Origin of the sequence: Rathayibacter sp. VKM Ac-2835, assembly GCF_013266705.1 — a bacterium.
Lineage (GTDB): Bacteria > Actinomycetota > Actinomycetes > Actinomycetales > Microbacteriaceae > Rathayibacter.
In genome coordinates this window covers 506,286-532,363 of sequence record NZ_JABSNQ010000004.1, presented here as the reverse complement: position 1 = coordinate 532,363, position 26,078 = coordinate 506,286, and the positions used below count along the sequence as shown (strand labels likewise).

The window sequence follows — 26,078 nt, the reverse complement described above, 5'->3', positions numbered from 1 at the left end:
AACCCGGAAGCTAAGACTCTCAGCGCCGATGGTACTGCAGGGGGGACCCTGTGGGAGAGTAGGACACCGCCGGACACAAATTCACGATGGCCACCCAGAAATGGGTGGCCATCGCTGTTTAACCAGAGGTTCTCCACGAGAGCCGCCAGCCGCTCGACGCGGCGCCGTGAGGAGTGACGATGTCCGAGGACCGCGCATCCGGAAGCGAGCGCGTCGAGCTCGGCGATCGTCTCGATGACATCGAGCAGTCGCCCCTGCAGTCCCGGGCGGCCGCCTATGCGGAACTGCAGGAGCAGCTGCGCGTCCGGCTCGAGGGCGGGGACTCCGCCCGATGAGCGACATCGAGGATCAGCGTCTCGACACCGCCCTCGCCACCAGGGGCATCGCGCGGTCGCGAGTGCATGCGGCACGGCTGATCGCCGACGGCGTCGTCACGGTGGACGGTGCGCCGGCGCTCAAGCCGTCGATCCGAGTGCGTCCGGACCAGGAGATCGCGGTGGCCTCCCTCGATCACTACGTCAGCCGGGCGGCACACAAGCTGATCGCCGCACTGGACGCCTTCCCCACGGTGGAGGTGGAGGGGTCGGACGCGCTCGACGTCGGCGCCTCCACGGGCGGCTTCTCCCAGGTCCTCCTGGAACGCGGAGTCGCGTCGGTGATCGCGCTCGATGTCGGACACGGGCAGCTGGCTCCTCGGATCCGATCGGATGAGCGAGTGCACGTCGTCGAGGGCTTCAATGCGCGTGAGATGACGGCGACGTCGCTCGCAGCAGCCTCAGGATCCGACACCGTCCCGGACCTCGTCGTCGCCGACGTCTCCTTCATCTCCCTGTCGATGGTGCTCCCGGCCGTCGCCGCATCCGTCGCGCGGACCGCCGACTTCGTCGTGCTGGTGAAGCCGCAGTTCGAGGTGGGGCGCCTGGGCATCAAGGAGGGGATCGTCCGCGATCCCGAGCTCCGGCGCGAGGCGCTCTCGGACGTGCTGTGGTCCGCGTGGGACGCGGGGCTCGGAGTCGTCGGCCTGATCGCCTCGCCGCTCCCGGGTGGCGCTGGGAATCAGGAGTATCTGGTGCACCTCCACCGCGACCGCGGAACGATTCCGACAGAATGGAGGGACGCGGTCACCGCGCTCACCCTCGGATGACGCGATCGTGTCCGCCGCCGTCGATCGACCCGAAGGACACCCACTCGATGCAGTCCCCTCCTGGCGAGCGCAACATCCTCGTCATCGCCCACACCGGACGGGCGGACTCCCTCGACGCGGCGATCCTCGTGGTCGGACGCCTCCGCGGGTCCGGTGCCCGGCCCGTGCTCTGCGCCGACGACAAGGGCGACATCGTCCGGAACGCTCCCGAGCTGAGCGACGTCGCCGTGCTCGGCGTCGACGTCCCGCTGGAGGAGATCGAGCTGGTCTTCGTCCTGGGCGGAGACGGCACCATTCTGCGTGCCGCCGAGATCGTGCGGACCGGGGTGGCCCCGCTTCTCGGCGTGAACCTCGGCCATGTCGGCTTCCTCGCCGAGAGCGAGCGAGACGACCTCGACGACGCGGTCGCCCGTGCTCTGGACGGCGACTACGCCGTCGAGGAGCGGATGACGCTGCAGGTGCGCGTCAAGATCGACGACGCGGTCGTCTACGAGACGTGGGCGCTCAACGAGGCGACCGTCGAGAAGGGCAGCCGCGAGCGGATGCTCGAGGTGATGGTCGGCGTCGACGGCCGCCCGCTCTCCAGCTTCGGCTGCGACGGCATCGTCGTGTCGACGCCCACCGGCTCGACCGCCTACGCCTTCTCCGGTGGCGGTCCCGTCGTCTGGCCCACCCTCGAGGCGATGCTGCTCGTGCCGCTCAGTGCGCACGCGCTGTTCGCCCGCCCGCTCGTCGTGGGGCCGGACTCCAGCCTCGCGGTCGAGGTGAAGGAGCGCACCGACGGTGTCGGCGTGCTGTGGGCCGACGGCCGGCGCACCTACGAGCTTCCGCCCGGGGCGCGGGTGATCTACCGCCGGTCGCCCGTGCCGGTGCGCTTCGCACGCCTGCACGACGCCCCGTTCACCGATCGCCTCGTGCAGAAGTTCGGTCTCCCCATCCGCGGATGGCGGGGGTCGGCGGAGACGGAGTAGCCGCATGCTCGAAGAGCTGCAGATCCGCGACCTCGGTGTCATCGCCGAGGCGACCCTCCCGCTCGGACCGGGATTCACCGCCGTCACCGGCGAGACCGGTGCGGGCAAGACCATGGTCGTGACCGCCCTGGGCCTCGTGCTCGGCGCGCGCTCCGACGCGTCCGCCGTCCGCTCCGGCAGCAAGCAGGCCTGGGTGTCGGGCCGCTGGCTCGTACCCGAGGAGGGCGCGGTCGCGGACCGCGTCCACGACGCCGGCGGCGACCTCGACGGCCCGGAGCTGCTGCTCGCCCGCTCGGTGTCGGCCGAGGGGCGCGGCCGCGCCGTCGTCGGCGGCCGCAGTGCACCGGTCAGCGTGCTCAGCGAGCTCGCGGACCAGCTGGTCGTCGTGCACGGGCAGTCCGATCAGATCCGGCTCCGCTCGGCCGCCGCGCAGCGCGACGCGCTCGACCGCTTCGGCGGACCCGAGCTGGGAGAGGCCCTGCGCGACTACGCGAGCGCCTTCGAGCGCTGGCGGGCCAACCGCGAGGAGCTCGACGAGCTGACCACGGCGCGCGAATCGCGGGCACGCGAGGCGGAGCGGCTCCGCAGCGCCCTCGCCGAGATCGAGGTGGTCGCCCCGCAGCGCGGCGAGGACGTCGAGCTCTCGACGCAGTCCGAGCGGCTCGGCAGCATCGAGCAGCTGCGCATCGCCGCGGGCGAGGCCCGCGAGGCCGTGTCCTCGGAGGAGCTCGACGGCCGGGACGCCCTCGGACTCGTCGAGATCGCGCGCCGGGTGCTCGAGCGCGCCGCCGAGCACGATGCGGCGCTGGAGCCGCTCACGCAGACCCTCGGCGAGGCGTCGGTGCTGCTCGGCGACGTCGCAGCCGGCCTCTCCTCCTACCTCGCCGAGCTCGACCTCGACGGCGCGCACGACCTGGAGCTGATCGAGAACCGCCGGGCGGAGCTCTCGGCACTCGCGCGCACCTACGGGCCCACGCTGGACGACGTGCTCGACCTGGTCGACTCCTCCGGCCTGCGCCTGCTCGAGCTCGACGGCGACGACGAGCGGATCGCGGCCCTCGAGGCCGACACGGCCGCGGACGCCGATCTGGTCGAGCGGCTCGCGGACCGGCTCACCGAGCTCCGGACCGCCGCCGCCGCCGAGCTGGGGGCGCGCGTCAGCGACGAGCTGACCGCCCTGGCCATGGCGGACGCCCGCCTGCACGTGCAGGTCGGCAGCGCGAACGAGCCGACGGTGCACGGACGCGACACGGTGGAGATGCTGCTGCAGCCGCACACCGGCGCCACTCCGCGCGCGCTGGCGAAGGGCGCCTCCGGGGGAGAGCTCTCGCGGGTGATGCTCGCGATCGAGGTCGTGGTGGCGGCGAACGATCCGGTGCCGACCTTCGTCTTCGACGAGGTCGACGCGGGGGTCGGCGGCGCGGCCGCGATCGAGATCGGGCGCCGACTCGCTCGGCTCGCCGAGACGTCGCAGGTCATCGTGGTGACGCACCTGGCCCAGGTCGCGGCGTTCGCCACCAACCACCTCCGGGTCGAGAAGGGCTCGGACGGCTCGGTCACCTCGAGCGCGGTGACCCAGCTGGACGCCGAGCAGCGGGTGTCCGAGATGGCGCGCCTGCTGTCCGGTCTGACCGACTCCGAGAACGCCCTGGCGCACGCGCGGGAGCTGCTCGAATCGAGCCGCCGCCGCTGAGCGCGGCCGGAGCGCCGCCCCCCGACCGGTGCGAAATCGGCCGGGGCGGCGCTCGGGCCCGGTTCTGCTGTTACGGTGGAACCCCGTGGTGGACAATTCGAACTCGGGCCTTTCCTCTTCCTCTTCCGACACTTCTGCGGCCGGGCGCGACACCGCCCCCGCGAAGGTCACGAAGCACATCTTCGTCACGGGCGGCGTCGTCTCCTCGCTCGGCAAGGGCCTGACGGCCGCCAGCCTCGGCAACCTGCTCACCGCGCGCGGACTGCGCGTCGTGATGCAGAAGCTCGACCCGTACCTCAACGTGGATCCCGGGACGATGAACCCGTTCCAGCACGGCGAGGTCTTCGTGACCGACGACGGCGCGGAGACCGACCTCGACATCGGGCACTACGAGCGCTTCCTCGACATCAACCTCAACCAGGCGGCGAACGTCACCACCGGTCAGATCTACTCGCGCGTCATCGCGCGCGAGCGGGCGGGCGAGTATCTCGGCGACACCGTCCAGGTCATCCCGCACATCACCGACGAGATCAAGCGCCGGATGCGCCTGCAGGCCGAGGACGACCCGCAGCCCGACGTGATCATCACCGAGATCGGCGGCACCGTCGGCGACATCGAGTCGCAGCCGTTCATCGAGTCGGCCCGCCAGGTGCGCCACGAGCTCGGCCGCCGCAACGTCTTCTTCGTGCACGTCTCGCTCGTGCCCTTCATGGGCGCGTCCGGGGAGCAGAAGACCAAGCCGACCCAGCACTCCGTCGCCGCGCTGCGCTCGATCGGCATCCAGCCGGACGCGCTCGTGCTGCGCAGCGATCGGCCGGTGTCGGAGTCGAACAAGCGCAAGATCGCGCTGATGTGCGACGTCGACGAGCAGGCCGTCGTCAATGCGAAGGACGTGGCCTCCATCTACGAGATCCCCTCGATGCTCAACGAGCAGGGACTCGACTCGTACATCATCGACCAGCTCGACCTGTCGGCCGGCGAGGTCGTCTGGGACGGCTGGTCGCAGCTGCTCGAGGCCGTGCACGAGCCCAAGCACGAGGTGACCATCGGCCTGGTCGGCAAGTACATCGACCTGCCCGACGCCTACCTCTCGGTGACCGAGGCGCTGCGGGCCGGCGGCTTCGCGCAGCAGACCAAGGTCGCGATCCGCTGGATCGCCTCCGATGGACTCGAGGACCCGGAAGCGGCGGCGAAGACGCTGTCGGAGCTCGACGGCATCTGCGTCCCCGGCGGCTTCGGCATCCGCGGGATCGAGGGCAAGCTCGGCGCGCTGCGCTTCGCCCGGGAGAACGGCATCCCGACCCTGGGGCTGTGCCTGGGGCTGCAGTGCATGGTGATCGAGTACGCGCGGAACGAGGCCGGGCTCGAGGGCGCGTCCTCGTCCGAGTTCGACCCGGAGACCGAGTTCCCCGTCATCGCCACGATGGCCGAGCAGGTCGAGATCCTCGCCGCCGGCGACATGGGCGGCACGATGCGGCTCGGGCTCTACACGGCCGATCTCGCCGAGGGCTCCATCGTCGCCGACGTGTACGGAGCGCCGCAGGCGGCGGAGCGCCACCGCCACCGCTACGAGGTGAACAACGGCTACCGCGACCGCATCGCCGAGGCCGGGCTGTGGTTCTCCGGGACCTCGCCGGACGGCAGCCTCGTCGAGTACGTCGAGCTGCCGCGGGAGAAGCACCCGTTCTACGTCGGCACGCAGGCGCACCCCGAGCTGCGCTCGCGGCCGAACAACGCCCACCCGCTGTTCAAGGGGCTCGTGACCGCGGCGCTGGAGCGCCAGGAGGCGTCGCGACTGTTCCCGGCCTCGGAGGCCGGCTCCGATGACTGACGCGCCCGAGCTCCACACGGACGGACCGCTCTCGGACGAGCTGGTCGAGCCCGAGATCCTCACCAGCGAGCGCGTCTTCGACGGCATGGTCTGGGGCGTCCGCGCCGAGACCTTCCGCTACGGTGACGGCGAGCTGCGCCGCGAGTTCCTCGACCACACGGGCGCCGTCGCGGTGCTCGCGCTGGACGAGGAGGACCGCGTCGCGCTGATCAAGCAGTACCGCCACCCCGTGCGCACCCGCGAGTGGGAGATCCCGGCCGGCCTCCTCGACATCGAGGGGGAGGACGCCCTCGTCGCCGCGCAGCGCGAGCTGGGGGAGGAGACCGACCTGCGGGCCGGCCGCTGGGACCTGCTCTCGGAGTTCGCCACCTCGCCCGGCGGCAGCGACGAGGTGATCCGCATCTACCTGGCGCGGGACCTCTCCGCCACCGACGCCGCCTTCGAGCGCGAGGCGGAGGAGGCCGACATGGAGCTGCGCTGGGTCGCGCTCGACGAGGCCGTCGACGCCGTGCTCTCGCGGCGGGTGCAGAACCCGTCGCTGTGCATCGCGGTCCTCGCGGCGCACGCCTTCCGCGCGCGCGGCTGGGCCGGGCTCGGCGACGCCTCCTCGCCGTGGACGCGGCACCCGCGGGTCCGCCGGGGGTGACCCCGCCCGCGATCGCCGACGCCTTCCTCCGGCAGGCGAGCGTCGAGCGCGGACTCTCGGCGCACACGATCGCGGCGTACCGGCGCGATCTGGGGCTGTACCTCGGCTGGCTGGAGGAGCGCGGGGTCTCGGATCTCGCGGCGCTGCGGCGCTCCGACGTGGGGGCGTTCGCGTCCTGGCTGGCGGCGCGCGCCGAGCGGCCGCTGGCGGCGAGCTCGCGGGCGCGGATCCTCTCGAGCGTGCGCGGGCTGCACCGCTTCGCGCTGGAGGAGGGACACGTCGCCGACGACGTCGCCCACGACGTGGTGCCGCCGAAGCTGCCGATGACGCTGCCCAAGGCGATCACGGTCGAGCAGATGGCGTCGCTGCTCGAGGCGGCCCGGGGCGAGGAGCTGTCGGAGCTGCGCGATCGGGCGCTGCTGGAGCTGCTCTACGCCACGGGGGCGCGCATCTCGGAGGCGGTGGACCTGAGCGTCGACGACGTCGTCGACTCGGAGGTGGTGCGGCTGACCGGCAAGGGCTCGAAGCAGCGGATGGTGCCGCTGGGCGGCTTCGCGCGCGAGGCGGTGCAGGACTACCTGGTGCGGGCACGGCCCGAGCTGTCGCGGCGCGGGCGGGCGACGCCGGCGCTGTTCCTCGGGGTGCGCGGGAGCCGGCTGTCGCGGCAGAGCGCGTGGCTGGTGATCCGCGCGGTCGCCGAGAAGGCGGGGCTGGATCGGGAGATCTCGCCGCACACGTTCCGGCACTCCTTCGCGACGCACCTGCTCGCGGGCGGCGCGGACGTGCGGGTGGTGCAGGAGCTGCTCGGCCACGCCTCGGTGGCGACGACGCAGATCTACACGCTGGTGACGGCGGACACGCTGCGCGACGTGTACACGACGGCGCACCCGCGGGCGCGGCGCTGACGGGGGCGGGTCTCGATACGCCGCTGCGCGGCTACTCGATCAGCATGGGCGGGGCGCCGCGGGGAGGGGCACGGCCGCCGGTACACTCGACGGAGGCCGCGCGGGAGCGCACGCCGACACGGGAAGCGAGGCGACGCAGGTGACACGCAAGACGGACGACAAGGCCGAGCTCACCGGTCTCGAAGCCCCGACGCTCGGCCCGACCGGCCGGCCCCTGCGCGACTTCCCGCTTCCGGTGGAGCTGACCGGGCACGGGCCCGCGCGCATCATCTCGCTCTGCAACCAGAAGGGCGGCGTCGGCAAGACGACGACGACCATCAACCTGGGCGCGACGCTCGCCGAGTACGGCCGCCGCGTGCTGGCCATCGACTTCGACCCGCAGGGCGCGCTGTCCGCCGGTCTCGGCGTCGCCACCTACGACGCGATCACGATCTACGACCTGCTGCTGGGCACCGTCAAGGACCCGAGCGAGGCCATCCGCCCGACCCGCGTCCCGGGCCTCGACATCATCCCCGCCAACATCGACCTCTCCGCCGCGGAGGTGCACCTCGTCAACGAGGTCGCCCGCGAGACGATCCTCGCCCGGGTGCTGCGCAAGGTCAGCGCCGACTACGACGTGATCCTGATCGACTGCCAGCCGTCGCTGGGCCTGCTCACCGTGAACGCGCTGACCGCGAGTCACGGCGTGCTCATCCCGCTCGAGTGCGAGTTCTTCGCCCTGCGCGGCGTCGCGCTGCTGATCGAGACGATCGACAAGGTCCGCGACCGACTCAACCCGGTGATCGAGCTCGACGGCATCCTGCCCACCATGTACGACTCGCGCACGCTGCACTCGCGGGAGGTGCTCGACCGGGTCGTCGACGCCTTCGGCGACAGCGTGCTCGAGACGGTGATCGGACGCACGGTGAAGTTCCCCGACGCGAGCGTGTCGGGGGTGCCGATCACCACGTTCGCGCCGGAGCACAACGCGGCGAAGGCGTACCGCAAGCTCGCCAGGGAGCTGATCTCGCGTGGCGCGGTCGCCTGAGGCGCTCCTGCTCGACCAGGAGGCGGACACCGCCCCCGTCTCCCGCGGCTTCACCGTCGCGCTGTCGAACTTCGAGGGGCCCTTCGACCTCCTGCTGAGCCTGATCGCGAAGCAGCAGGTCGACATCACCGAGATCGCGCTGAGCGCGGTGACGGACGAATTCCTCTCCTACCTGCACGGCATCGACACGGCGGAAGGGCTCGACCGAGCCTCGGAGTTCCTGGTCGTCGCGGCGACCCTGCTCGACCTCAAGATCGCCGGGCTCCTGCCGCAGGGCGAGCTGGTCGACGCGGAGGACGCCGCGATGCTCGAGGCGCGCGACCTGCTCTTCGCCCGGCTCCTGCAGTACCGCGCCTTCAAGCAGGTGTCGGCGTGGTTCGCCGAGCGGATCGACGCCGAGACCGGTCGGCACGTGCGCCAGGTGCCGCTCGAGGAGGAGTTCCGCGCGAAGAAGCCGGAGCTGGTCTGGACGCTCTCGCCGGAGGACTTCGCGGCGCTGGCCGCCTTCGCGCTCGCGCCGCGCGAGATCCCGACCGTCGGCCTCGACCACCTGCACGCCCCGCTGATCAGCATCCGGGAGCAGGCCGCGTACATCGTGGCCGTGCTGCGCGAGCGGACGACGGCGACCTTCCGCGAGCTCGTCGCCGACGCGGACGAGAAGGGCGTGATCGTGGCGCGCTTCATCGCCGTGCTCGAGCTCTACCGGCACGCCGCGATCGCGTTCGAGCAGCCGGAGCCGCTCGGCGAGCTGACCCTGCAGTGGGTGGCCGAGAACTGGTCCGACGCGAGCCTCGCGCACCTGGGGGCCGACTATGACCAGTGAATCCGCGACCACCGACTCCGCGGGCGTCGCGGGCCCCGGCACCGTCGCGTTCGAGATCGACCGCGCCGTCGAGGCGATCCTGATGATCGCGGACGAGCCGCAGTCGCTCGCCGCGCTCGCCACAGCGCTCTCCCGGCCGATCCCGGTCGTCCGGCAGTCGGTCGAGCGCCTCGCCGCGGACTTCGACGGCGCGGACGGCGGCATCCGCCGCGGCTTCGAGCTGCGCGAGGTCGGCGGCGGCTGGCGGGTCTACGTGCGCCGCGAGTACGACTCCGTCGTCTCGGACTTCGTGCTGACCCAGAACCCGACGAAGCTGTCGCAGGCCGCCCTCGAGACGCTCGCGGTGATCGCCTACAAGCAGCCGATCTCCCGCGGCCAGGTCGCCCAGATCCGCGCGGTCAACGTCGACTCCGTCGCGCGCACCCTCCTCGGCCGCGGCCTGATCGCGGAGGTCGGCAGCGACCCCGAGACCGGCGCGGTCCTCTACGGCACCACCGAGCAGCTGCTCGTCCATCTCGGCCTCGCCTCGCTCGACGAGCTGCCGAAGATCTCCCCCCTACTGAGCGACGGACGGAACGGATTCGATGAGCGCGCCTGAATTGCCCGAGGGCGAACGACTGCAGAAGGTCCTCGCGGCCGCGGGGGTCGCCTCCCGCCGCGTCGTCGAGGAGATGATCGTCGCGCGGCGGATCCGGGTGAACGGCGAGGTCGCGAGCGAGCTCGGCCGCCGCATCGATCCCGAGAACGACCGGATCGAGGTCGACGGCGTCGCCGTGCAGCTGGACACCTCGCGGCGCTACGTGATGCTGAACAAGCCGGTCGGCGTGGTCAGCTCGCTGTCGGACGAGAACGGCCGACCGGACCTCCGGACCTACACGCAGAACTTCGAGGAGCGCCTGTTCAACGTCGGCCGCCTCGACTCCGAGACCTCGGGGCTCCTGGTCCTGACCAACGACGGCGAGCTGGCGCACGTGCTTGCGCACCCGTCGTTCGGGGTGACCAAGACCTACATCGCGAAGGTGCACGGGCAGGTGCTGCCGCAGACCATCGCGGCGCTGACCGCCGGCGTCGAGCTGGAGGACGGCACGGTCGCGGCCGACAAGGCGCGGCTGCTCGGCCGGCCGGAGGGGCGCTCGAACGCGTCGCTCGTGGAGATCACGCTGCACTCCGGTCGCAACCGCGTCGTCCGACGGATGATGGCCGCGGTCGGGCACCCCGTACTCGAGCTGGTGCGCCGGCAGTTCGGCCCGCTGCACCTGGGCTCGCTGCGCTCGGGCGACCTGCGCGACCTGACCCGCGACGAGCTCGGTGCGCTGCTGACCATCTCGCGGCAGGGCGGCGAGGCGCCGGTGGAGAAGCCGGAGCCGACGCGCCAGGCGAGCGCGGGCGCGCGGCGCCCGCGGCCGCAGACGGCGGACGACCGGGGGACCGAGGGGCGCGGGGAGCGGCGGACAGAGGAGCGCTCGGTGCGGCGCTCGGAGGAGCGGCCCGTGCGTCGATCCGAGGAGCGGCCTGAGCGTCGCCCCGACGACCGGCCCGTCCGTCGATCGGACGACCGGCCCGTCCGGCGATCCGAGGACCGGCCCGTGCGTCGGTCGGAGGACCGGCCTGAGCGCCGTTCGGACGACCGCCCCGTGCGTCGGTCGGAGGACCGGCCTGAGCGCCGTTCGGACGACCGCCCCGTGCGTCGGTCCGAGGAGCGTCCCGAGCGTCGATCGGACGACCGCCCGGTGCGCCGCTCCGAGGAGCGGTCTGAGCGCCGCACCGACGACCGCGGTGACCGTCGCTCCGACGAGCGTCGCCGCGACGAGCGGCCGCGCGAGCGTCCGTCCGACGCACTGCGCTCCGACGACCGCGCGACGCCGCCGCAGGACCGGCGACGCCCCTCCGCGAACGGCGCCGAGCGACCCGACTCCGGTGTGCGGCGCAGCGGCCAGGACAAGCGGCGTCGGCCTGATCGGTAGGCTGTCGGGGTGAATGAGCTCCTGCACCCCGCCCCGCCCGCGATGCGGACGACGGGGACGGTGCGGGTGGTCGGCTCCGGCCTGCTCGGCGCGTCGATCGGTCTGGGCCTCGCCTCGCGCGGGGTCGACGTCGTCCTCGACGACGCCTCGCCGGCCAGCCTCTCGCTCGCCATCGACTACGGGGCCGGCCGCGCCGCCTCCGCCGCCGACCGGCCCGTGCTGATCGTGGTGTGCGTGCCGCCGGACGTCGTCGCCGGCGTCGTCGAGCGTGAGCTGGCTGCCTTCCCCGAGGCCGTCGTCACCGATGTCGCCAGCGTCAAGATGCAGCCGTTGCGCGAGCTGCGCGCCCGGGGGCTCGACCTCAGCCGTTACATCGGCTCGCACCCGATGGCCGGCCGCGAGCGCGGCGGCCCGGTCGCGGCCCGCGGCGACCTCTTCGTCGGCCGTCCCTGGGTGATCTGCCGGGACGGCGAGACGCCGCCCGACGCGCTCGCCCGGGTCGAGGCGCTCGCGCTCGACCTCGGCGGCTCCATCATCGAGATGGGCCCGGAGGAGCACGACCGCTCGGTCGGCCTCGTCTCGCACGCACCCCAGGTGATCTCGTCCCTGCTCGGGCAGCGCCTCGTCGACGCGCCCAACGACGCCCTGCGGCTCGCGGGCCAGGGCGTGCGCGACGTCTCGCGGCTCGCTGCGTCCGCCCCGGAGCTGTGGGTGCAGATCCTCGGTGCGAACCGCGAGCACGTGGTCGCCGTGCTCGACGCCTTCCGCGACGACGTCGCCGCGGTCGCCGACGCCCTGCGCGACCTCGACGCGCCGGGCGCCCGCCGCCTGCTCGCCGAGCACCTCGCCGCGGGCAACGCCGGCGTCGCCCGCCTGCCCGGCAAGCACGGCCAGGACCAGCGCTTCTCCACCCTGATCGTCCTCGTCGACGACATCCCGGGCACTCTCGCCCGGCTGTTCGTCGAGATCGGCGAGGCCGGGGTCAACCTGGAGGACGTGCGCCTCGAGCATGCGGAGGGGCGCCGCGTGGGCCTCGCCGAGATCTCGGTGGTGCCGGAGGCCGTCGGCCCGCTGACCGAGGAACTGACCGCACGCGGCTGGAGGATCGCCGGATGAGCACGGAGCAGAACAGGCAGGAGGGCGGCCTGAACCGCATGACGCCCGCCCGTCGCGCGCAGCAGAGCATCCCGGAGGACGGGGGAGCCGTGCCCGAGCGCGAGAGCGGCGCCCGCACCGACGAGGCACCCGACTTCGGCGACGCGGTCGTCATCGCGATCGACGGCCCGGCCGGCAGCGGCAAGTCGAGCGTCTCGCGCGAGGCCGCCCGCCGCCTCGACTTCGAGTTCCTCGACACCGGTGCCGCGTACCGCGCGCTCGCCTGGCACGGGCTCGACACCGGGCTCGACTTCGCCGACGAGAACGCGATCGTCGACGCGCTCGACGGCTTCGACTACTCCATCGGCACCGACCCCGAGTCGTACTCGGTCTGGGTCGGCCGGACCGAGGTCACCGCGGCGATCCGCGAGCCCCGCGTGACCGGTCAGGTGTCCGCCGTCGCGAAGGTCCCGGAGGTGCGCCGGAGGATCACGCTGCTGTTCCGCCGCATCATCGGCGAGACCCGCAAGGCCGGCATCATCGTCGAGGGGCGCGACATCACGACGGTCGTGGCGCCGACCGCCGGGGTGCGGATCCTCCTGACGGCGAGCGAAGAGGCTAGGATGGCGAGGCGTTCGCGCGAAGTCACCACGCAATCCGCTGAAGCGACGGGTCAGGCACTGCGGTCCAGGGACCGCGCCGACTCCCAGGTGGTGGACTTCATGAACGCCGCAGACGGAGTCACTCTTCTCGACTCCACTCATCTCGACTTCGAGCAGACCGTCGATGCGGTCATCGCCGAGGTCCGAACTTCGAGAGCAAGGGCCGATCATGGCACAGGACACGCACGTCGGTGACGACGAGCTGAACTTCGGAGACGACGACCTCGTCGAGCGCCTCGGCGATCTCGACGAGCAGCTCGCCTCCTCGCGCGCCCAGGCGCTGCGCAGCGGACTCGAGGACTACGACCTCGACGAGGAGGACCGCGACCTCCTCGAGTACGCGAGCGAGGACCCCGACGAGGTCCGCTACCTCCCGGCGCTGCCGGTCGTGGCGATCGTCGGCCGTCCCAACGTCGGCAAGTCGGCGCTGGTCAACCGCATCCTCGGCCGCCGCGAGGCCGTCGTGGAGGACACCCCCGGCGTCACCCGCGACCGCGTCTCGTACAAGGCAGAGTGGATCGACCGCCAGTTCACGATCGTGGACACCGGCGGCTGGGAGCCCGACGCCCGCGGCATCGACGCCTCCGTCGCGATGCAGGCCGAGATCGCGATCGACCTCGCCGACGCCGTCATCTTCGTCGTCGACGCGAACGTCGGTGCGACCGCGACCGACGAGCACGTGGTCAAGCTGCTCCGCAAGACGAAGAAGCCCGTCTTCCTCGCGGCCAACAAGGTCGACGACGTGCGCCAGGAGCCGAACGCCGCCTCGCTGTGGTCGCTCGGCCTCGGCGAGCCGTACCCGGTCTCGGCCGTGCACGGCCGCGGCGTCGCCGACCTGCTCGACACGGTGCTGGAGAAGCTGCCGCTCGAGTCGCTCGTCGCCAAGCGCGAGGTCGGCGGCCCGCGCCGCGTCGCGATCCTCGGCCGCCCGAACGTCGGCAAGTCGAGCCTGCTGAACAAGGCCGCGGGGGAGGAGCGGGTCGTCGTCAATGAGCTGGCCGGAACCACCCGCGACCCGGTCGACGAGCAGGTCGAGATCGCCGGCAAGATCTGGCGCTTCGTCGACACCGCCGGCATCCGCCGCCGCGTGCACCTGCAGCAGGGCGCCGACTTCTACGCGTCGCTGCGCACGTCGACCGCGCTCGAGAAGGCGGAGGTGGCGGTCGTCGTGATCGACGTCTCCGAGCCGATCTCGGAGCAGGACGTCCGCATCATCGACCTGGTGCTCGAGTCGGGCCGCGCGCTCGTGCTCGCGTTCAACAAGTGGGACCTCCTCGACGACGAGCGCCGCCGCTACCTCGAGCGCGAGATCGAGAAGGACCTCGCGCACGTGGCGTGGGCGCCGCGCGTCAACATCTCCGCGAAGACCGGGCGTCACCTCGAGAAGCTCGTGCCCGCGCTCGAGCTCGCCCTCGAGTCCTGGGACACCCGCATCCCGACCGGCAAGTTCAACGCGTTCCTCGCCGAGCTCACCGCGGCGCACCCGCACCCCCTGCGCGGCGGCAAGCAGCCGCGCGTGCTGTTCGGCACCCAGGCGTCCTCGCGCCCGCCGACATTCGTGCTGTTCACCACCGGTTTCCTCGACCCGGGTTACCGCCGCTACATCGCGCGCCGCCTGCGCGAGATCTACGGCTTCCAGGGCTCGCCGGTGAACGTCAACATGCGCGTGCGGGAGAAGCGCGCGCGCTGAGGCTCGTCCTCTCCGGCGGCTTCGGCTCGTCGTTCCGCGTCCGGCTCGCGGGGATCCTCGGATCCCGCGAGCCGGACGCGTTTCTGCGTGCCGGAGGTCTGCCGCGAGGGCTGCTGACGGTCGGTGGTCTCGAAACGCCCCTGCGGGGCTACTCGACCAGCAAGGGGGCCGGCGGCTGCGGGGCGTGCGGATGGTGGGGTGCACCATGCTGATCGAGTAGCCCGCGGCGCGGGCGTATCGAGATCCACCCGAGCCCGTGGGTGCGGCGATCGATCGGTCACGTAGGGTCGTGCTCCGCGCGCTGACCGACCGCTCGTGACGGAGCGATGCCCGCGGACGTCAGTCCTGGGTCGCGAACGGCCACCAGGACGGCAGCAGGCGGCGGTACGCCGTGAGGTAGGTCTCCGGGGTGCGCGGGGCGGGGAGGCGCAGCCACGCCTCCATGAGTCCGGTCGAGCCGGCGGCGAGGAACGAGGCGGTGCCGTCCGCGAGGAACGGGGTGATGTCGTCGCCGTCGGGCAGCTGGAGCGTGCCGGTCTCGAGGGTGGCGAGCACGGCGGCGCGGAAGTGCAGCGCGAGCATCGCCCGGACGCCGGAGTCGCCGCCGGGAGCGTCGAACGCCCGCAGGTACAGGTCGCGGCGCGCCTCGAGGTGTCCGAGGATCCGCGCCGTGCCCTGCCGGATGGTCGCGTCGGTCGCCGCTCCCGCGCGAAGGGTGTCGAGATACTCGTCGCGGATCGCGTCGAGCTCGGCGGCGAGAGCCGCACAGAGCAGCTCGGCGGCCGAGGTGGCGTGCGCGTAGAAGGTGGAGCGGTTGACGCCGGCGCGGTCGGTGATCTCGGAGACCGTGAGGCTCGAGACCTCCCTGGCAGTCGCCAGATCGATGATGGCTCGGTGCAGGGCCACCTGCGATCGCTTCTGCCGCGCGTCCACTGCTGCTGCCTCCTGTGACGGGTCCTGCCGGCCGGTCCACCCGGTGGCCACCGCCCCCGAGATTCTACGTGCGCGTGGCGACGCTCGTTTTCACTCTCGGCCTCGCGATCCGCTAAGGTAGTCGAGTTGCCCGGGCCTCGGTCCGGACTGCCACGGGCTGTGGCGCAGCTTGGTAGCGCACTTGACTGGGGGTCAAGGGGTCGCAGGTTCAAATCCTGTCAGCCCGACAGAAAGCCCTGATGAGAGCATCTTCTCGTCAGGGCTTCGTCGTTCCTCCGGACGCCTCGCGAGCGTGACGCGGCCGCTCAGCGCAGGAGGGCCGCGACCTCTGCGAAGGCGGCTTCCCGCCGAGCCACCCGCGCCGCCCGCTCGACCGGGTCCTTCGTGAAGAGGGCCTGCGGCGAGGGGTGGAACGTGCGCACAACGGCCAGACCGCGCTCGCGCTCGATGCCGGGGTGCAGGCGGAGCAGGCGGCGCCAGCCGTGGTCGGCGTCGGCGCCCTGCAGCAGGACGACCTCGATGCTCGGCGCGAGGTCGAGCAGGTGCAGGACCGTCGGGATCCCGGCGTCGAGCTGCTCCGCGGTCGGTGCCTTGCCGATGTACCAGGGGTAGGCGTTCCAGGGCAGGAGATCGAACGGCGACAGTCCGACGTCCGTGAGGAGGCGCGACATCAGCTCGGCGGAGCCGTCGTCGTTCTCGGTGCAGAGGAAGCCGCTGCCGGCGCCGTCCCCGGTGCCGGGGCCGGGGTCGCGCAGGATGCTGAGCACCCGCGCCTCGGTGCCGCCGTGCAGGGGAGCGACGTAGGGGAGCCAGCCGCGGTCGTAGGGGTTGCGCAGCTCGTCGATCCAGCGGTTGATCGGGGCGACGTGGGGCGCGTAGCGCTGCTCCCACTGCTGGCGGCGGAAGTCGAGGTCGGCCATGGCACGGGGCATGACTGCACCCTACGGCGGACGTCCGACTCCGCGGGTGCTCAGAGCCGCAGACGGCCCTGATCAGCGGGGGTTCAAGACTTCGGTGAACTGGGTCGGGAGCATCCTGCCGCCGACTCGCTGTGGTGAGGACAGCGGAATGGTGAAGGGATCGGAGCGGTGAGTGGGAGGGTGCGAGCCTTCAGCTCTGCGACTCCTCCCGCTCGCGGAACCAGCCGTCGAGATCGACGCCGTTCACTCCGAAGAGTCGTGCTCTGTAGGCGTCGAGCTCGACGCAGCTCGCTCTGCTGCGTCGAAGGCAGTCTTGCGTCGAGCTGCCACCGCCGCCGGCAGCAGCTTCAAGCTCGTGTCGTTCTGCCATTCGTAGTGAGCGAACGCGTTCCTTCGGTTCGCGACCGTCACGATGTCGGCACGCAACTGCTGCGGGAAATCCTCGTCGAACAGACGCTTCCAGGTCAGCCCGGTCTTCTCGGGAAGTGAGCGCCGCATGAGATCTATTGCCTCGTTCTCTGTGAGACCGAGCTGGATCGCACGGTCGCGAATGGCGAGGTTCACTGTGTGTTCGATGTAGAGGCCGTAGAAGACCAACGAGTAGTCGTCCCTGCCCTCGAGGGAGAAGTTGCGGGCGTACTCGAGCGTCGAGGACCGGTGATCGATGGTGAACGTGAAGCCGGCACCTGCCTCGAAGTGCTCGCTCAGACGCGACATCGCGAGTCCGTAGACATCGGACGGACTCGTCACCGCCGGATCGACCTCGCCGGTCAGCACCATCCGTCGGGCGATCTCGCTGAGGAATGTCTCCACGACGCTGTGTGCGAGGTCCTCGAACTCGATCCGCGCGGACCTGTCGGACCCGATTCCTTCTCGGCTGGTCATCACGTTCTCGAGGCAAAGCGTTGGGCACCGGACCCGCATGCGCCGGCCTGGCCAGCGAGTTCATCCAGATGTGCAGCGCATGCGACGTTCATCCGGACATCCTCACAGTCACTCACCGTCGCGGCCCCCGCTGTCGCGTCATGCATTCTGGCCGGCGACGACCTCTCCGGTGCGGTTCGATGCGTGCTGTGGCGATCGAGGTCAGCAGTCGTTCCCCGGATCGCCGGCGGGGCGAAGGAGTGCTCGTCTAGCGTCCGAGCTTCGCGTGGGAGCGGGAGTAGGCGAAGTAGATCGCGAAGCCGACGGCCAGCCAGATCAGGAAGCGCAGCCAGGTCTCGATGGAGAGGTTGAGCATCAGGTAGGTGCAGATCAGGGCGGAGAGGCCGGGGAGCCAGGGGTTGAGCGGGACGCGGAAGCCGCGCTTGAGCTCGGGGCGCTTGCGGCGGAGGACGATGACGCCGACGGAGACCAGGACGAAGGCGGAGAGGGTGCCGATGTTCACCATCTCCTCGAGGACGCCGATCGGGGTGAAGCCGGCCAGCAGGGCGACGATGATCGTGACGACGAGCGAGGTGACCCACGGGGTGCGCAGGCGCGGGTGGACCTTCGCGAGGCGCTGGGGGAGCAGACCGTCGCGCGACATCGCGAAGATGATGCGGGTCGCTCCGATGAGCAGGGTCAGCACGACGGTGGTGAGGCCGGCGACGGCGCCGGCCGAGATGACCGTGGCCATCCAGGTCTGGCCGTGGTACGCGAAGGCGTTGGCGAGGGCGGCGGAGGGGTCGAGCTCGCGGTAGGGGACCATGCCGGTGACGACGAGGGCGACGGCGCAGTAGAGCACGGTGCAGATGATCAGCGAGGCGATGATGCCGATGGGCATGTCGCGCTGCGGGTTGCGGGTCTCCTCGGCGGTGGTCGCGACGACGTCGAAGCCGATGTAGGCGAAGAACACCAGCGAGGCACCGGCGATGATGCCGCCGACACCGAAGGTCGCGGGCTCGATGCCGGAGAGGAACTGCAGCAGCGGCTGGGCGAGGCCGGACGCGGCCTGGGACGCCTCCGCCGGCGGGATGAACGGCGAGTAGTTGCCGATGTCGATGAATTGCAGCCCGGCGATGATGACGAACAGCACGATGAAGAGCTTCACGGCGACCAGCACCAGGTTCACGCGCAGCGACTCCTTGATGCCGAAGGTCATCAGGGCGCCGAGCACGAGCACCAGCAGGATAGCGGGGACGTCGACGACGCCGCCGTAGGAGATCGCCTCCGGCAGGACGATGCCGAGCTGCCCGAGGAAGGAGCCGAGATAGGCGCTCCAGCCCTGGGCGACCACGCTCGCGCCGAGGAACAGCTCGAGGATGAGGTCCCAGCCGATGATCCAGGCGAAGAGCTCGCCGAGCGAGGCGTAGGAGAACGTGTAGGCGGAGCCGGAGACCGGCACCGTGGAGGCGAACTCCGCGTAGCACATGGCCGCGAGCGCGCAGGCGAAGGCGGCGACGACGAAGCTCAGCACGATCGCGGGGCCGGCGATGTCGTGCGCGGCGCGGCCGGTGAGCGTGAAGATGCCGGCGCCGATCACGACGCCGACGCCGAAGACGGTGAGGTCGAGGGCGCTCAGCGACTTCTTGAGGCGGGTCTCGGGCTCGTCGGTGTCGGCGATGGACTGCTCGACGGACTTGGTGCGGAGGAGGCTCACGGTGGTTCTCTCTGGTGAGGTGACGCGGTGTGCAGCGATTCGCGACGCGACGGCACTCCGGGAGGATAGCGGCGCGGCGGGCCGCGGCGTCAGTCCTCGCCGATGCCGGGTGGCGCAGACGTCTGCGCGCTCCTGCGGCGGTGCCGCGGTCAGTCCGTCGCGAGCTCGTCCGTTGCTCGAGTACTGATCGTCCCGGGAGCGGGCGGTCCGGTGAAGACGGGGCCCCGGGTGACCGCCACCGTGACGTGAGAGGGCTGCGGCTGTCGGAGAAGAGAAAGGGATAGGGCTCTCCTGCCACCGGTGCCGCCCGGGAGGACGACGGGTGGGGAGACGGACGCCGCCGCTCCGGGTGCCGCCGCGCAGGCGGCGACGACGGGCGTCGACCACGCGGCGGCGAGAGCGGATCGTCGGGCGACTCCCGGCGTTCGAGCGGAGTCGGTTTCGTCCCGGTCGCCGGTGTGCTCCTCGAGCATGATGGTGCGACCTCTCGTCGGTGGGTGAAGACCACGTGGGTGATGGTCCCGGAGCTGCCCCTCACGGGAGTCGGAGGATCGGGCTCGGGGAGCGCTGCAAGCCTCCGGCGGCATCCCGCGGCGTAGCGCATCGGTGACGGCGAACGGCTGCTTTGGCGGGTTGTGCGAGCAGTCGCGCTCGTCGGGCGCGGCTGCGCTCCACGCCGCCCGGGTACGGGCGATGAGGCAGGGGATCTGCGTGGTGCGCTCTCGGGAGTGCGGGGCTAGCCTTCGACGCATGCACCGGATCTTCACGACGAGCGTCGCCTCCGTGTACCCGCACTACGTGGCGAAGGCCGAGCGGAAGGGGCGGACGAGGGCGGAGGTCGACGAGGTCATCGTCTGGCTGACGGGCTTCTCGGACGACGAGCTTCGCCGCCACCTGGACGCCGGGACGACCTTCGAGGACTTCTTCGCTGCCGCGCCGATGAATCCGAGCACCGCGCTGATCACGGGCGTGGTCTGCGGCGTGCGCGTCGAGAGCATCGAGGATCCGCTGATGCAGAGGATCCGCTGGCTGGACAAGCTGGTCGACGAGCTGGCGAAGGGCAAGGCGATGGCGAAGGTGCTGCGCGGCTGATCCCGCTCTCAGCGCTGCGGGCCGCGTCGCGAGCGCGCAGCCTCGATGGAGGCGCCTCGCAGGCGAACGAGATGCTGCTGCCATCCCGCCTCGTGCTCGAGTCGGAGCCCTTCCTCTGCGCCGATTCTGATGAAGCCCTGCTCGGTCACGGTCACCGCCGCTCCTGCTGCGGCCGGCTCCACGGTGATCGCGACCGTCAGGAAGGCACTCCAGCCGGGCTCGGTCCACTCGAAGGACAGGTGCCTCGGAGGATCCACGGCGACGACACGGCCGAGCGCCTCGAAGGTGCGTCCGTCCTCCGTCCAGGTCTCGCGAAGCGGAGACCCGGACACCGCGTCGAACGCGAGCTCGGGCCACCAGGCCGACCGGTCGACGAGCAGACGCCAGACCTCAAGAGGTGTCACCGGAAGGTCGATCGCAGCTCGAGCGACGTCGTCGGTCAGCGCGCGCTCACTCACCACTGCCCGTGCTTCCGCCGTGTCCCTCGCCCGCTGCCGGTCGCGAACGCCCGGCCGGCGGCCCGCCGGCTTCCGCCGCGCCGGTGGGCGGCCCGCGGCGTCGGCGGACGGCCACCACGAGGAGGGCTATCGCTGCGACGACGACGAGCCAGGGGAGGAGGAAGCCGATGCCGACCAGGGCACCGTTCGCCGCCGCGACCAGCCCGCTCCAGCCGGCGAGGAGGCCGTCGAGGAAGCCGGTGGGCTCGGCCGTGACGGGCGACGACTCCGGAAGGACGGTGACCGTGAGGGTCGCCAGCGACACCTGCCCCTCCAGGGCGGCGAGCTGCTGCTCGGCGGACTCGAGCGACGCCTGACGATCGGCGAGGGCGGACTCCGCCGCGAGGAGGTCGGTGAGGCTGCCGGCCTGGGCGATCAGCTCGGTCAGCCGGTCGACGGAGGCCTGGGCGGCGTCGACCTGAGCGCGGAGGTCGATCGCCTGGGTGGTCACGTCGCGCCGGTCGATCGACGAGCCGGTCACCGCGCCGAGGGTGGCCAGCGAGTCGCGGGCCTCGGCGAGCCGGTCGGCGGGGACGCGGATCGAGACGGTTCCCGCGCCCTCGGGGAGCGGCGCGGGGCGGTACGGGTCGATCGCCGGATCGACGCCGACCGCTGATCCGGAGCCGCTGGAGCCCGTGCTGGAGCTCTCGACGTACCCGCCGAGCTCGGTGGCGGTCGCGCTGAGCGCGGCGATCGCGTCGGCGACGGAGCCGGCCTCGAGCGTCGCGCTCGCCGTCGAGACGACCTCCCGGCCCGTCGCCTCGGCGGACGAGTCGCCCGGTGCCTCCGCGGAGCCCTGCGCGGAGCCGTCGGCGAACTGCGGTGCGGATTCCGCACCCGACTGTCCGGAGTCGGCTCCTCGCTCCTCGCTCGAGGACCCTGCCGCGCTCGAGGCGGACCCCGCTCCGGCGCCGCCTCCGACCAGCGGGCCGACGACGACGGCCAGCACGAGGAGACCCGCGGCGACGCTCCCGATCGTCGCGACGCGGCGCCGACGAGCTCTCCGCTCGCGCCGTGCGGCGCCGATGGAGCGGAAGACGCGCGCCTCGAGTGCCGAGACGCGGTCGTCGTCGAGGGCGTCGAGCTCGGGCGCTGGACGATCGGGCACCTGAGGATCCGGGCCGGGAAGATCGGCGGACTGGATCCCGCGGCTCCGCGCATCGGTGGGTTCGATCATGACGTCTCGGCTCCTCGGAAGTCGTCGACCACCAGGCGGAGGCGTCGGCGGACACGGGACAGGCGGTTGCGGACGGTGGCGTGCGAGACGCCGAGGGTGAGCGCGGCCTCCTCGTACCCGCGGCCCTCCGTCGCGCAGAGGCGGAAGATCGCGCGATCGAGCTCGGCGAGCCCGGCCGTCTCGCGGAGGATCGCCTCGGCGAGCGCGGCGGTGACGATCTGCTGCTCGAGGTCCTGCGGGGAGGGCGTCTCATCGTCGGCCTCGACGGTCTGCTCCCGGTCGCGGCGGCGGGAGCGCAGACGGTTGGCCGCCTGGAAGCGGCAGATCGTCGCGAGCCAGGGGAGCAGGGAGTCGCTGACCAGCTCGAGCCCGCCGAGCCGGCTCCAGGCGAGGACGAAGGTCTCCTGGGTGACGTCCTCCGCGTCGCGGGGGTCGCGGAGGACGCCGTGGGCGAGCCAGTAGACAGGGCGGACGTAGGCGCGGTAGAGGGTGCGGAAGGCGAGTTCGCTGCCCGCGGCCGCACGGCGGACGAGCGCCGCGTCGGTCTCCTCGGACGGCGTCCCCGACACCGGAGCAGCCGTCGTTCCCCCGAGAGGCGTGCTCTCCTGCGTGGGCGTCATCCGCGGACCTCCTTCCCTCTCACTCTGACAGTGTCGGGTGGGCGCGGATCGTCTCAGAATCCGATCGGGCCGGCGACAGGGCCATCGGACGAGGGGGTCATCGGACCGAGGAGAGATCGGGGATCACGATCTGCTGCAGCGCCCAGGTGTTGCCGTCGGGATCGGCGAAGTACACGAACTCGCCCCAGGGCTGCGAGTCGACCTCGGACACCTCCGCACCCCGGGCCAGCAGCTCCTCGCGGGCCGTCGCCGCGTCCGCGACGACCATCTGCAGGCCCTTCTGCGAGCCGGGCGCCATCTCGGTGACGCCGATGCCGAGGACGATCGAGCAGGCCGAGCCGGGTGGCGTCAGCTGCACGAAGCGCAGGCCCTCGTGCACCGTGTGGTCGTGGTCGGCGACGAAGCCGATCCGCTCGACGTAGAACTGCTTCGCGCGATCGACGTCGGTCACAGGGACAGCGACGAGCTCGAGCTTCATGTCCATGGTGTCTCTCCTTCTTCGGGTCTTCGGGGCGCCCGGCCGGGCTCTCGGGGACGACGCTAGAGCGGCATCAGGCCGGTTCTCGTCCTGATTCCGGAGCAGGATGGCGTCATGGCTGCGACCACCTCCCGCGCACTCGCTCTGCTCGACCTGCTGCAGACCCACCGGCAGTGGTCGGGGCCGGTCCTCGCCGCGCGGCTCGGCGTGACGGAGCGGACGCTGCGCCGCGACGTCGAGCGGCTGCGCGAGCTGGGCTACACGGTGGCGGCGACCCGCGGCGCGCTCGGCGGCTACCGGCTCGAGGCGGGGACTCGCGTGCCTCCGCTGCTCCTCAGTGACGACGAGGCCGTGGCCGTCGCGGTCGGGCTGCGGCTCGCGGCGGACGAGGGGCTCGCCGACGGCGAGCGCACGACGCTGAGCGCCCTGGCGAAGTTCGAGCAGGTGCTGCCGGGGGCCCTGCGCGAGCGGGTCAACGCGGTCGGCGGCGTGCTCCGCTCCGTGAGGCCGCGCACCGCGTCGATCCCGCCGGAGATCCTCGGGCGGATCGCGCTGGCCTGCCGCGACCACGAGCGGCTCCGCTTCCACTACGTCGCGGCGGACGGAGCGGAGACCGACCGCGTCGTCGAGCCGCACGCGGTCGTGTCCACCCGCCGCACCTGGGTGCTGGTCGGTTGGGACCGGCAGCGCGAGGACTGGCGGACGTTCCGGCTCGACCGGGTGAGCCGGCTCCTCGAGACGCGCGTGCACTTCGAGCCCAGGAGGCTCCCGGAGGACGGCGCCGCGGCGTTCGCGGCCTCGACCGGACGGACGACGCGCTACGAGCTGACCGTCGATCTGGCGCTGCCGCTCGAGGAGATGGTGCGGGTCTTCGGGCGGTGGTCGGCAGGAGCGGCGGCGCTCGACGGTCGGTGGACGCGGTGGCCGGTGGAGGCGGAGACGGTGGCCGGTCTGCTCGCGGCGCTGGTGTGGATCCCGGAGGGTGTGGAGCACCGGATAGAGGGGGATCCGGGCACGCGCGCGGCGGTGCGCGCGGCTCTCGAGCGGATGCACGCCGCGGCCTCGCGCTGAATCGGTCCCCTCCACAGCGGAGGAGATGCCGCGGCTCTCCACGGATCCGCGGCCCCGCCGCCGCGGCCGCCGCGGCGAGGACGACAGTGTCCGTCATGACTCGCACCGATCGCCTCGCCACCGCCCGCCACAGCCCCTCCCGGGAGCCGGAGCTCCTCTGTGTGAGCGGGCTTCCCGACCTCCTCGCCGCCGTTCCGTCGATGATCGGCCTCCATCCGGAGGAGGCCCTCGTGGTCGTCCCGTTCCTCGGGAACCGGAGCGGCGGCGGCTTCCGCTTCCCGATCCCCGAGCGCCTGCGCCGCGCCGAGATCGACCAGCTGGCGGGCAGGTGCGTGCGCTTCACCGCGTCGATCCCGCGGGCCACCGCGGTGCTCGCGATCGTCTACACACGGCGGAGCTACGAGAGTGCGCGCGGCATCCCGCTGCTCGATCTCGGTCGCGCCGTCCTGCGGAGGCTGGAGCGGACCGACCTCGGGATCGTCGACGTGGCCTGCGTCGCCGCCGACGGGTGGGGACGCTACACCTCGGCCGAGGAGACGCGCGCGCCGCGCCCGCTCGCCGAGATCGAGGGGAGCGAGACCGGTGTCCTCGCCCGCGCGGCGGCTCCCGAGCCGCTGGACGTGTCGGCGCTCGCCGCACTGCCGACGGTCTCCGACGCCGATCGCGCGGCCGTCGCCGCGATCGTGCGCCATCCCGCCTCGGGCGCGCTCGACGTGATCGGGCTGGTCGAGCGCTGGCTGCACGGTCCTCCCGCCCCGCGTCAGGAGGCGACGATCATCCGGGTGCTGCAGTCCCCGCCGCTGCGCGATCAGACGACCCTGCAGATCGCGCTCGGCAGCGAGGCGGCGTTCGAGGAGCGGCGGCGTCAGAGGCGGCTCGAAGGGGAGCAGGCGCGCACCGGCCGGACGATGGACGAGCTCGTCGAGGGCGACATCGACGCGGGGCTCGAGGATGCGCACGACCTGGTCTCCGCGTCGCTGATGATGGGGACGGGCCCCGGCCCGGATCCCGAGCGGACCGAGCGCGCGGCGGGTCGGCTCGCCCGGGCGGCGGCGCTCGCGCCCGTCGAGGCTCGTCCTCCGGTGCTGACCGTCCTCGCCTGGTGCTGGTGGGCGCTCGGCGTCTCCTCGGTCGCCGCCCGGCACCTGGAGGAAGCTCTCCGGATCGATCCGCACTACTCGATGGCGAAGCTTCACTGGTCCGTGTTCGAGATCCGAGCCGTTCCCGACTGGGTGCTCGACGGGGCCGCCCGTTCACTGGATCGCGCGGCGGCACGTCCTCGAGCGCGCTGATCGGCACATCCGTCAGGATCGGCGGAACGCGGTGCTTCCCAGGGGCGCATCGGAGGACTAATGTGCAACCAAATGGTTGTGCATGTGGAGGACGGGATCGAGGTCGACCGCCTGTTCCGGGCGCTGGCGGACGCGACGCGTCGCGACATCGTCGCCCGGGTGCTGGAAGCGGAGCAGTCGGTGTCGGCACTCGCGGCGCGCTACGAGATGTCGTTCGCCGCTGTGCAGAAGCACGTCGCCGTGCTGGAGCGGGTGGAGCTCGTCCGCAAGCGCCGGAGCGGACGGGAGCAGCTCGTGCGCGGAGAGGTCGCCTCGCTCAGAAGGGCGGCGCGACTCCTCGAGGCCTACGAGCAGCTCTGGCGCCACCGCGTCGACCGCATCGCCGACGTCCTCGCCGAGGACGAGGTGCGACCACCGGAGGATCGAAGGAAGGGACGTGCACGATGACCGTCGTGGAGTCCGTCAAGGACATCGAGAACCTGACCATGACCATCACCGCCGAGTTCGAGGCGCCCGTCGAACGGGTCTGGCGGATCTGGGTGGACCCGCGGCAGCTCGAGCGCTGGTGGGGTCCGCCGACCTGGCCTGCCACCTTCGAGACGCATGAGGCGACCGAGGGCGCGCGCAGCAGCTACGTGATGACGGGGCCGGACGGCGAGAAGGCCCGCGGCTACTGGGTGGTGACGAAGGTGGAGGAGCCGACGCGGTTCGAGTTCGACGACGGCTTCGCCGATGCGGAGGGGCGTCCGGACGACTCGATGGGGGTCACCCACGCCGTCGTCACCCTCGTCGAGGTGGACGGACGCACCCGGATGACCGTCCGCTCCTCCTTCGAGACCCTTGAGCAACTCGAGCAGATGGTGCAGATGGGGATGGAGGAGGGCATGAACCAGGCGATGGGGCAGATCGACGCGCTGCTCGCGGAGTGAGCGGGGCGGCTGCCGAGGTCTCCGGCGTGCGTCCTCT

The 26,078-nt window shown here is 72.0% G+C and carries 26 protein-coding genes, 1 tRNA gene and 1 pseudogene; 20 read left to right on the top strand and 8 right to left on the bottom strand.

Features of this window, described 5'->3' with window-relative positions:
- The first annotated feature begins 179 nt into the window (after positions 1-179).
- The 14 genes and pseudogenes from HRK28_RS19000 (at position 180) to der (ending at position 14,451) form a co-directional block, all read left to right on the top strand.
- Complete coding sequence (locus HRK28_RS19000; protein WP_173252676.1) at positions 180-335, top strand: hypothetical protein; 156 nt, start codon at positions 180-182, stop codon at positions 333-335.
- Positions 332-1,144, top strand: coding sequence for a TlyA family RNA methyltransferase (locus tag HRK28_RS18995; protein ID WP_173252675.1), 813 nt, complete (start codon positions 332-334; stop codon positions 1,142-1,144). Before HRK28_RS19000 ends, HRK28_RS18995 begins: the two co-directional genes overlap by 4 nt.
- Before the next feature lie 47 nt (positions 1,145-1,191).
- A complete protein-coding gene (locus HRK28_RS18990; RefSeq protein WP_217274889.1) occupies positions 1,192-2,115 on the top strand; it encodes an NAD kinase in 924 nt (307 codons plus the stop codon).
- Between the two features lie 4 nt (positions 2,116-2,119).
- Positions 2,120-3,808 carry a DNA repair protein RecN gene (gene recN, locus HRK28_RS18985; RefSeq protein WP_160090202.1) on the top strand — a complete coding sequence of 563 codons (1,689 nt, stop codon included), beginning with the start codon at positions 2,120-2,122 and terminating at the stop codon, positions 3,806-3,808.
- 85 nt (positions 3,809-3,893) lie between these two features.
- Positions 3,894-5,639, top strand: coding sequence for a CTP synthase (locus HRK28_RS18980; RefSeq protein ID WP_160090200.1), 1,746 nt, complete (start codon positions 3,894-3,896; stop codon positions 5,637-5,639).
- Positions 5,632-6,285: an NUDIX hydrolase gene (locus HRK28_RS18975; RefSeq protein ID WP_173252673.1), complete on the top strand. Its 654-nt coding sequence runs from the start codon at positions 5,632-5,634 to the stop codon at positions 6,283-6,285. The genes HRK28_RS18980 and HRK28_RS18975 overlap by 8 nt, the downstream gene beginning before the upstream one ends.
- Positions 6,252-7,190 carry a site-specific tyrosine recombinase XerD gene (xerD, locus tag HRK28_RS18970; protein WP_244231635.1) on the top strand — a complete coding sequence of 313 codons (939 nt, stop codon included), beginning with the start codon at positions 6,252-6,254 and terminating at the stop codon, positions 7,188-7,190. Before HRK28_RS18975 ends, xerD begins: the two co-directional genes overlap by 34 nt.
- A gap of 139 nt (positions 7,191-7,329) precedes the next feature.
- On the top strand, positions 7,330-8,217 hold the full coding sequence (locus HRK28_RS18965; RefSeq protein ID WP_123446039.1) for a ParA family protein: 888 nt from the start codon (positions 7,330-7,332) through the stop codon (positions 8,215-8,217).
- Positions 8,201-9,040, top strand: coding sequence for a ScpA family protein (locus HRK28_RS18960; protein WP_123706605.1), 840 nt, complete (start codon positions 8,201-8,203; stop codon positions 9,038-9,040). Before HRK28_RS18965 ends, HRK28_RS18960 begins: the two co-directional genes overlap by 17 nt.
- The gene (scpB, locus tag HRK28_RS18955) at positions 9,030-9,638 is read left to right on the top strand and encodes an SMC-Scp complex subunit ScpB (protein ID WP_160090194.1); all 609 of its coding nucleotides are present in this window, start codon (positions 9,030-9,032) and stop codon (positions 9,636-9,638) included. The genes HRK28_RS18960 and scpB overlap by 11 nt, the downstream gene beginning before the upstream one ends.
- Positions 9,625-10,374 (top strand): annotated as a pseudogene (locus tag HRK28_RS20355) (pseudouridine synthase); the annotation flags it as partial. The gene scpB and the pseudogene HRK28_RS20355, both read left to right, overlap by 14 nt.
- A 672-nt stretch (positions 10,375-11,046) precedes the next feature.
- Complete coding sequence (locus tag HRK28_RS18945; RefSeq protein WP_160091376.1) at positions 11,047-12,120, top strand: prephenate dehydrogenase; 1,074 nt, start codon at positions 11,047-11,049, stop codon at positions 12,118-12,120.
- A complete protein-coding gene (gene cmk, locus HRK28_RS18940) occupies positions 12,117-12,956 on the top strand; it encodes a (d)CMP kinase (protein ID WP_254304994.1) in 840 nt (279 codons plus the stop codon). Before HRK28_RS18945 ends, cmk begins: the two co-directional genes overlap by 4 nt.
- The gene (der, locus tag HRK28_RS18935) at positions 12,931-14,451 is read left to right on the top strand and encodes a ribosome biogenesis GTPase Der (RefSeq protein ID WP_160090190.1); all 1,521 of its coding nucleotides are present in this window, start codon (positions 12,931-12,933) and stop codon (positions 14,449-14,451) included. The genes cmk and der overlap by 26 nt, the downstream gene beginning before the upstream one ends.
- A 339-nt stretch (positions 14,452-14,790) precedes the next feature.
- Here the strand turns inward: der and HRK28_RS18930 are convergent, their stop codons facing one another.
- The gene (locus tag HRK28_RS18930) at positions 14,791-15,357 is read right to left on the bottom strand and encodes a TetR family transcriptional regulator (RefSeq protein ID WP_160090188.1); all 567 of its coding nucleotides are present in this window, start codon (positions 15,355-15,357) and stop codon (positions 14,791-14,793) included.
- Between the two features lie 180 nt (positions 15,358-15,537).
- Between HRK28_RS18930 and HRK28_RS18925 the strand changes: the two genes are divergently transcribed.
- Positions 15,538-15,611, top strand: a tRNA-Pro gene (locus HRK28_RS18925).
- 78 nt (positions 15,612-15,689) lie between these two features.
- Here the strand turns inward: HRK28_RS18925 and HRK28_RS18920 are convergent.
- The 3 genes from HRK28_RS18920 to HRK28_RS18910 form a co-directional block, all read right to left on the bottom strand.
- Complete coding sequence (locus tag HRK28_RS18920) at positions 15,690-16,316, bottom strand: uracil-DNA glycosylase (protein WP_173252671.1); 627 nt, start codon at positions 16,314-16,316, stop codon at positions 15,690-15,692.
- A gap of 231 nt (positions 16,317-16,547) precedes the next feature.
- Positions 16,548-17,192: a hypothetical protein gene (locus HRK28_RS18915; RefSeq protein ID WP_173252670.1), complete on the bottom strand. Its 645-nt coding sequence runs from the start codon at positions 17,190-17,192 to the stop codon at positions 16,548-16,550.
- Positions 17,193-17,436: 244 nt separating this feature from the next.
- Positions 17,437-18,885: an amino acid permease gene (locus HRK28_RS18910; RefSeq protein WP_173252669.1), complete on the bottom strand. Its 1,449-nt coding sequence runs from the start codon at positions 18,883-18,885 to the stop codon at positions 17,437-17,439.
- Positions 18,886-19,635: 750 nt separating this feature from the next.
- On the opposite strand from HRK28_RS18910, the gene HRK28_RS18905 reads away from it, so the two are divergent.
- Positions 19,636-19,977, top strand: a complete 342-nt coding sequence (locus HRK28_RS18905) for a DUF2200 domain-containing protein (protein ID WP_160090182.1) — start codon at positions 19,636-19,638, stop codon at positions 19,975-19,977.
- Positions 19,978-19,985: 8 nt separating this feature from the next.
- On the opposite strand, the gene HRK28_RS18900 is transcribed toward HRK28_RS18905, so the two are convergent.
- The 4 genes from HRK28_RS18900 to HRK28_RS18885 all read right to left on the bottom strand — a co-directional run bounded on the left by HRK28_RS18900 (position 19,986) and on the right by HRK28_RS18885 (position 22,755).
- The gene (locus HRK28_RS18900) at positions 19,986-20,438 is read right to left on the bottom strand and encodes an SRPBCC domain-containing protein (protein ID WP_173252668.1); all 453 of its coding nucleotides are present in this window, start codon (positions 20,436-20,438) and stop codon (positions 19,986-19,988) included.
- Positions 20,428-21,651, bottom strand: coding sequence for a DUF4349 domain-containing protein (locus HRK28_RS18895; RefSeq protein WP_173252667.1), 1,224 nt, complete (start codon positions 21,649-21,651; stop codon positions 20,428-20,430). Before HRK28_RS18895 ends, HRK28_RS18900 begins: the two co-directional genes overlap by 11 nt.
- On the bottom strand, positions 21,648-22,271 hold the full coding sequence (locus tag HRK28_RS18890) for an RNA polymerase sigma factor (RefSeq protein WP_173252666.1): 624 nt from the start codon (positions 22,269-22,271) through the stop codon (positions 21,648-21,650). Before HRK28_RS18890 ends, HRK28_RS18895 begins: the two co-directional genes overlap by 4 nt.
- A gap of 97 nt (positions 22,272-22,368) precedes the next feature.
- Entirely contained in the window at positions 22,369-22,755 is a 387-nt protein-coding gene (locus tag HRK28_RS18885) for a VOC family protein (protein WP_173252665.1), read from the bottom strand.
- A 108-nt stretch (positions 22,756-22,863) separates the two neighbouring features.
- Between HRK28_RS18885 and HRK28_RS18880 the strand changes: the two genes are divergently transcribed.
- The 4 genes from HRK28_RS18880 to HRK28_RS18865 all read left to right on the top strand — a co-directional run bounded on the left by HRK28_RS18880 (position 22,864) and on the right by HRK28_RS18865 (position 26,041).
- Positions 22,864-23,820, top strand: coding sequence for a YafY family protein (locus HRK28_RS18880; protein ID WP_160090171.1), 957 nt, complete (start codon positions 22,864-22,866; stop codon positions 23,818-23,820).
- A 95-nt stretch (positions 23,821-23,915) separates the two neighbouring features.
- The gene (locus HRK28_RS18875) at positions 23,916-25,112 is read left to right on the top strand and encodes a DUF4192 family protein (protein ID WP_173252664.1); all 1,197 of its coding nucleotides are present in this window, start codon (positions 23,916-23,918) and stop codon (positions 25,110-25,112) included.
- Positions 25,113-25,184: 72 nt separating this feature from the next.
- Positions 25,185-25,559, top strand: coding sequence for a helix-turn-helix domain-containing protein (locus HRK28_RS18870; RefSeq protein ID WP_173252663.1), 375 nt, complete (start codon positions 25,185-25,187; stop codon positions 25,557-25,559).
- The gene (locus tag HRK28_RS18865) at positions 25,556-26,041 is read left to right on the top strand and encodes an SRPBCC domain-containing protein (protein WP_160090165.1); all 486 of its coding nucleotides are present in this window, start codon (positions 25,556-25,558) and stop codon (positions 26,039-26,041) included. Before HRK28_RS18870 ends, HRK28_RS18865 begins: the two co-directional genes overlap by 4 nt.
- Positions 26,042-26,078 lie beyond the last annotated feature (37 nt).

Bases quoted from the DNA above. Each gene is read 5' to 3' on its own strand.
- der (WP_160090190.1), top strand. From the start codon at position 12,931: ATGGCACAGGACACGCACGTCGGTGACGACGAGCTGAACTTCGGAGAC.
- HRK28_RS19000 (WP_173252676.1), top strand. From the start codon at position 180: ATGTCCGAGGACCGCGCATCCGGAAGCGAGCGCGTCGAGCTCGGCGAT.
- HRK28_RS18990 (WP_217274889.1), top strand. From the start codon at position 1,192: ATGCAGTCCCCTCCTGGCGAGCGCAACATCCTCGTCATCGCCCACACC.
- HRK28_RS18905 (WP_160090182.1), top strand. From the start codon at position 19,636: ATGCACCGGATCTTCACGACGAGCGTCGCCTCCGTGTACCCGCACTAC.
- HRK28_RS18995 (WP_173252675.1), top strand. From the start codon at position 332: ATGAGCGACATCGAGGATCAGCGTCTCGACACCGCCCTCGCCACCAGG.
- HRK28_RS18875 (WP_173252664.1), top strand. From the start codon at position 23,916: ATGACTCGCACCGATCGCCTCGCCACCGCCCGCCACAGCCCCTCCCGG.
- HRK28_RS18890 (WP_173252666.1), bottom strand. From the start codon at position 22,271: ATGACGCCCACGCAGGAGAGCACGCCTCTCGGGGGAACGACGGCTGCT.
- HRK28_RS18880 (WP_160090171.1), top strand. From the start codon at position 22,864: ATGGCTGCGACCACCTCCCGCGCACTCGCTCTGCTCGACCTGCTGCAG.
- HRK28_RS18895 (WP_173252667.1), bottom strand. From the start codon at position 21,651: ATGATCGAACCCACCGATGCGCGGAGCCGCGGGATCCAGTCCGCCGAT.
- HRK28_RS18945 (WP_160091376.1), top strand. From the start codon at position 11,047: ATGCGGACGACGGGGACGGTGCGGGTGGTCGGCTCCGGCCTGCTCGGC.
- HRK28_RS18975 (WP_173252673.1), top strand. From the start codon at position 5,632: ATGACTGACGCGCCCGAGCTCCACACGGACGGACCGCTCTCGGACGAG.
- cmk (WP_254304994.1), top strand. From the start codon at position 12,117: ATGAGCACGGAGCAGAACAGGCAGGAGGGCGGCCTGAACCGCATGACG.
- HRK28_RS18865 (WP_160090165.1), top strand. From the start codon at position 25,556: ATGACCGTCGTGGAGTCCGTCAAGGACATCGAGAACCTGACCATGACC.
- HRK28_RS18870 (WP_173252663.1), top strand. From the start codon at position 25,185: ATGGTTGTGCATGTGGAGGACGGGATCGAGGTCGACCGCCTGTTCCGG.
- HRK28_RS18920 (WP_173252671.1), bottom strand. From the start codon at position 16,316: ATGCCCCGTGCCATGGCCGACCTCGACTTCCGCCGCCAGCAGTGGGAG.
- recN (WP_160090202.1), top strand. From the start codon at position 2,120: ATGCTCGAAGAGCTGCAGATCCGCGACCTCGGTGTCATCGCCGAGGCG.
- scpB (WP_160090194.1), top strand. From the start codon at position 9,030: ATGACCAGTGAATCCGCGACCACCGACTCCGCGGGCGTCGCGGGCCCC.
- HRK28_RS18885 (WP_173252665.1), bottom strand. From the start codon at position 22,755: ATGGACATGAAGCTCGAGCTCGTCGCTGTCCCTGTGACCGACGTCGAT.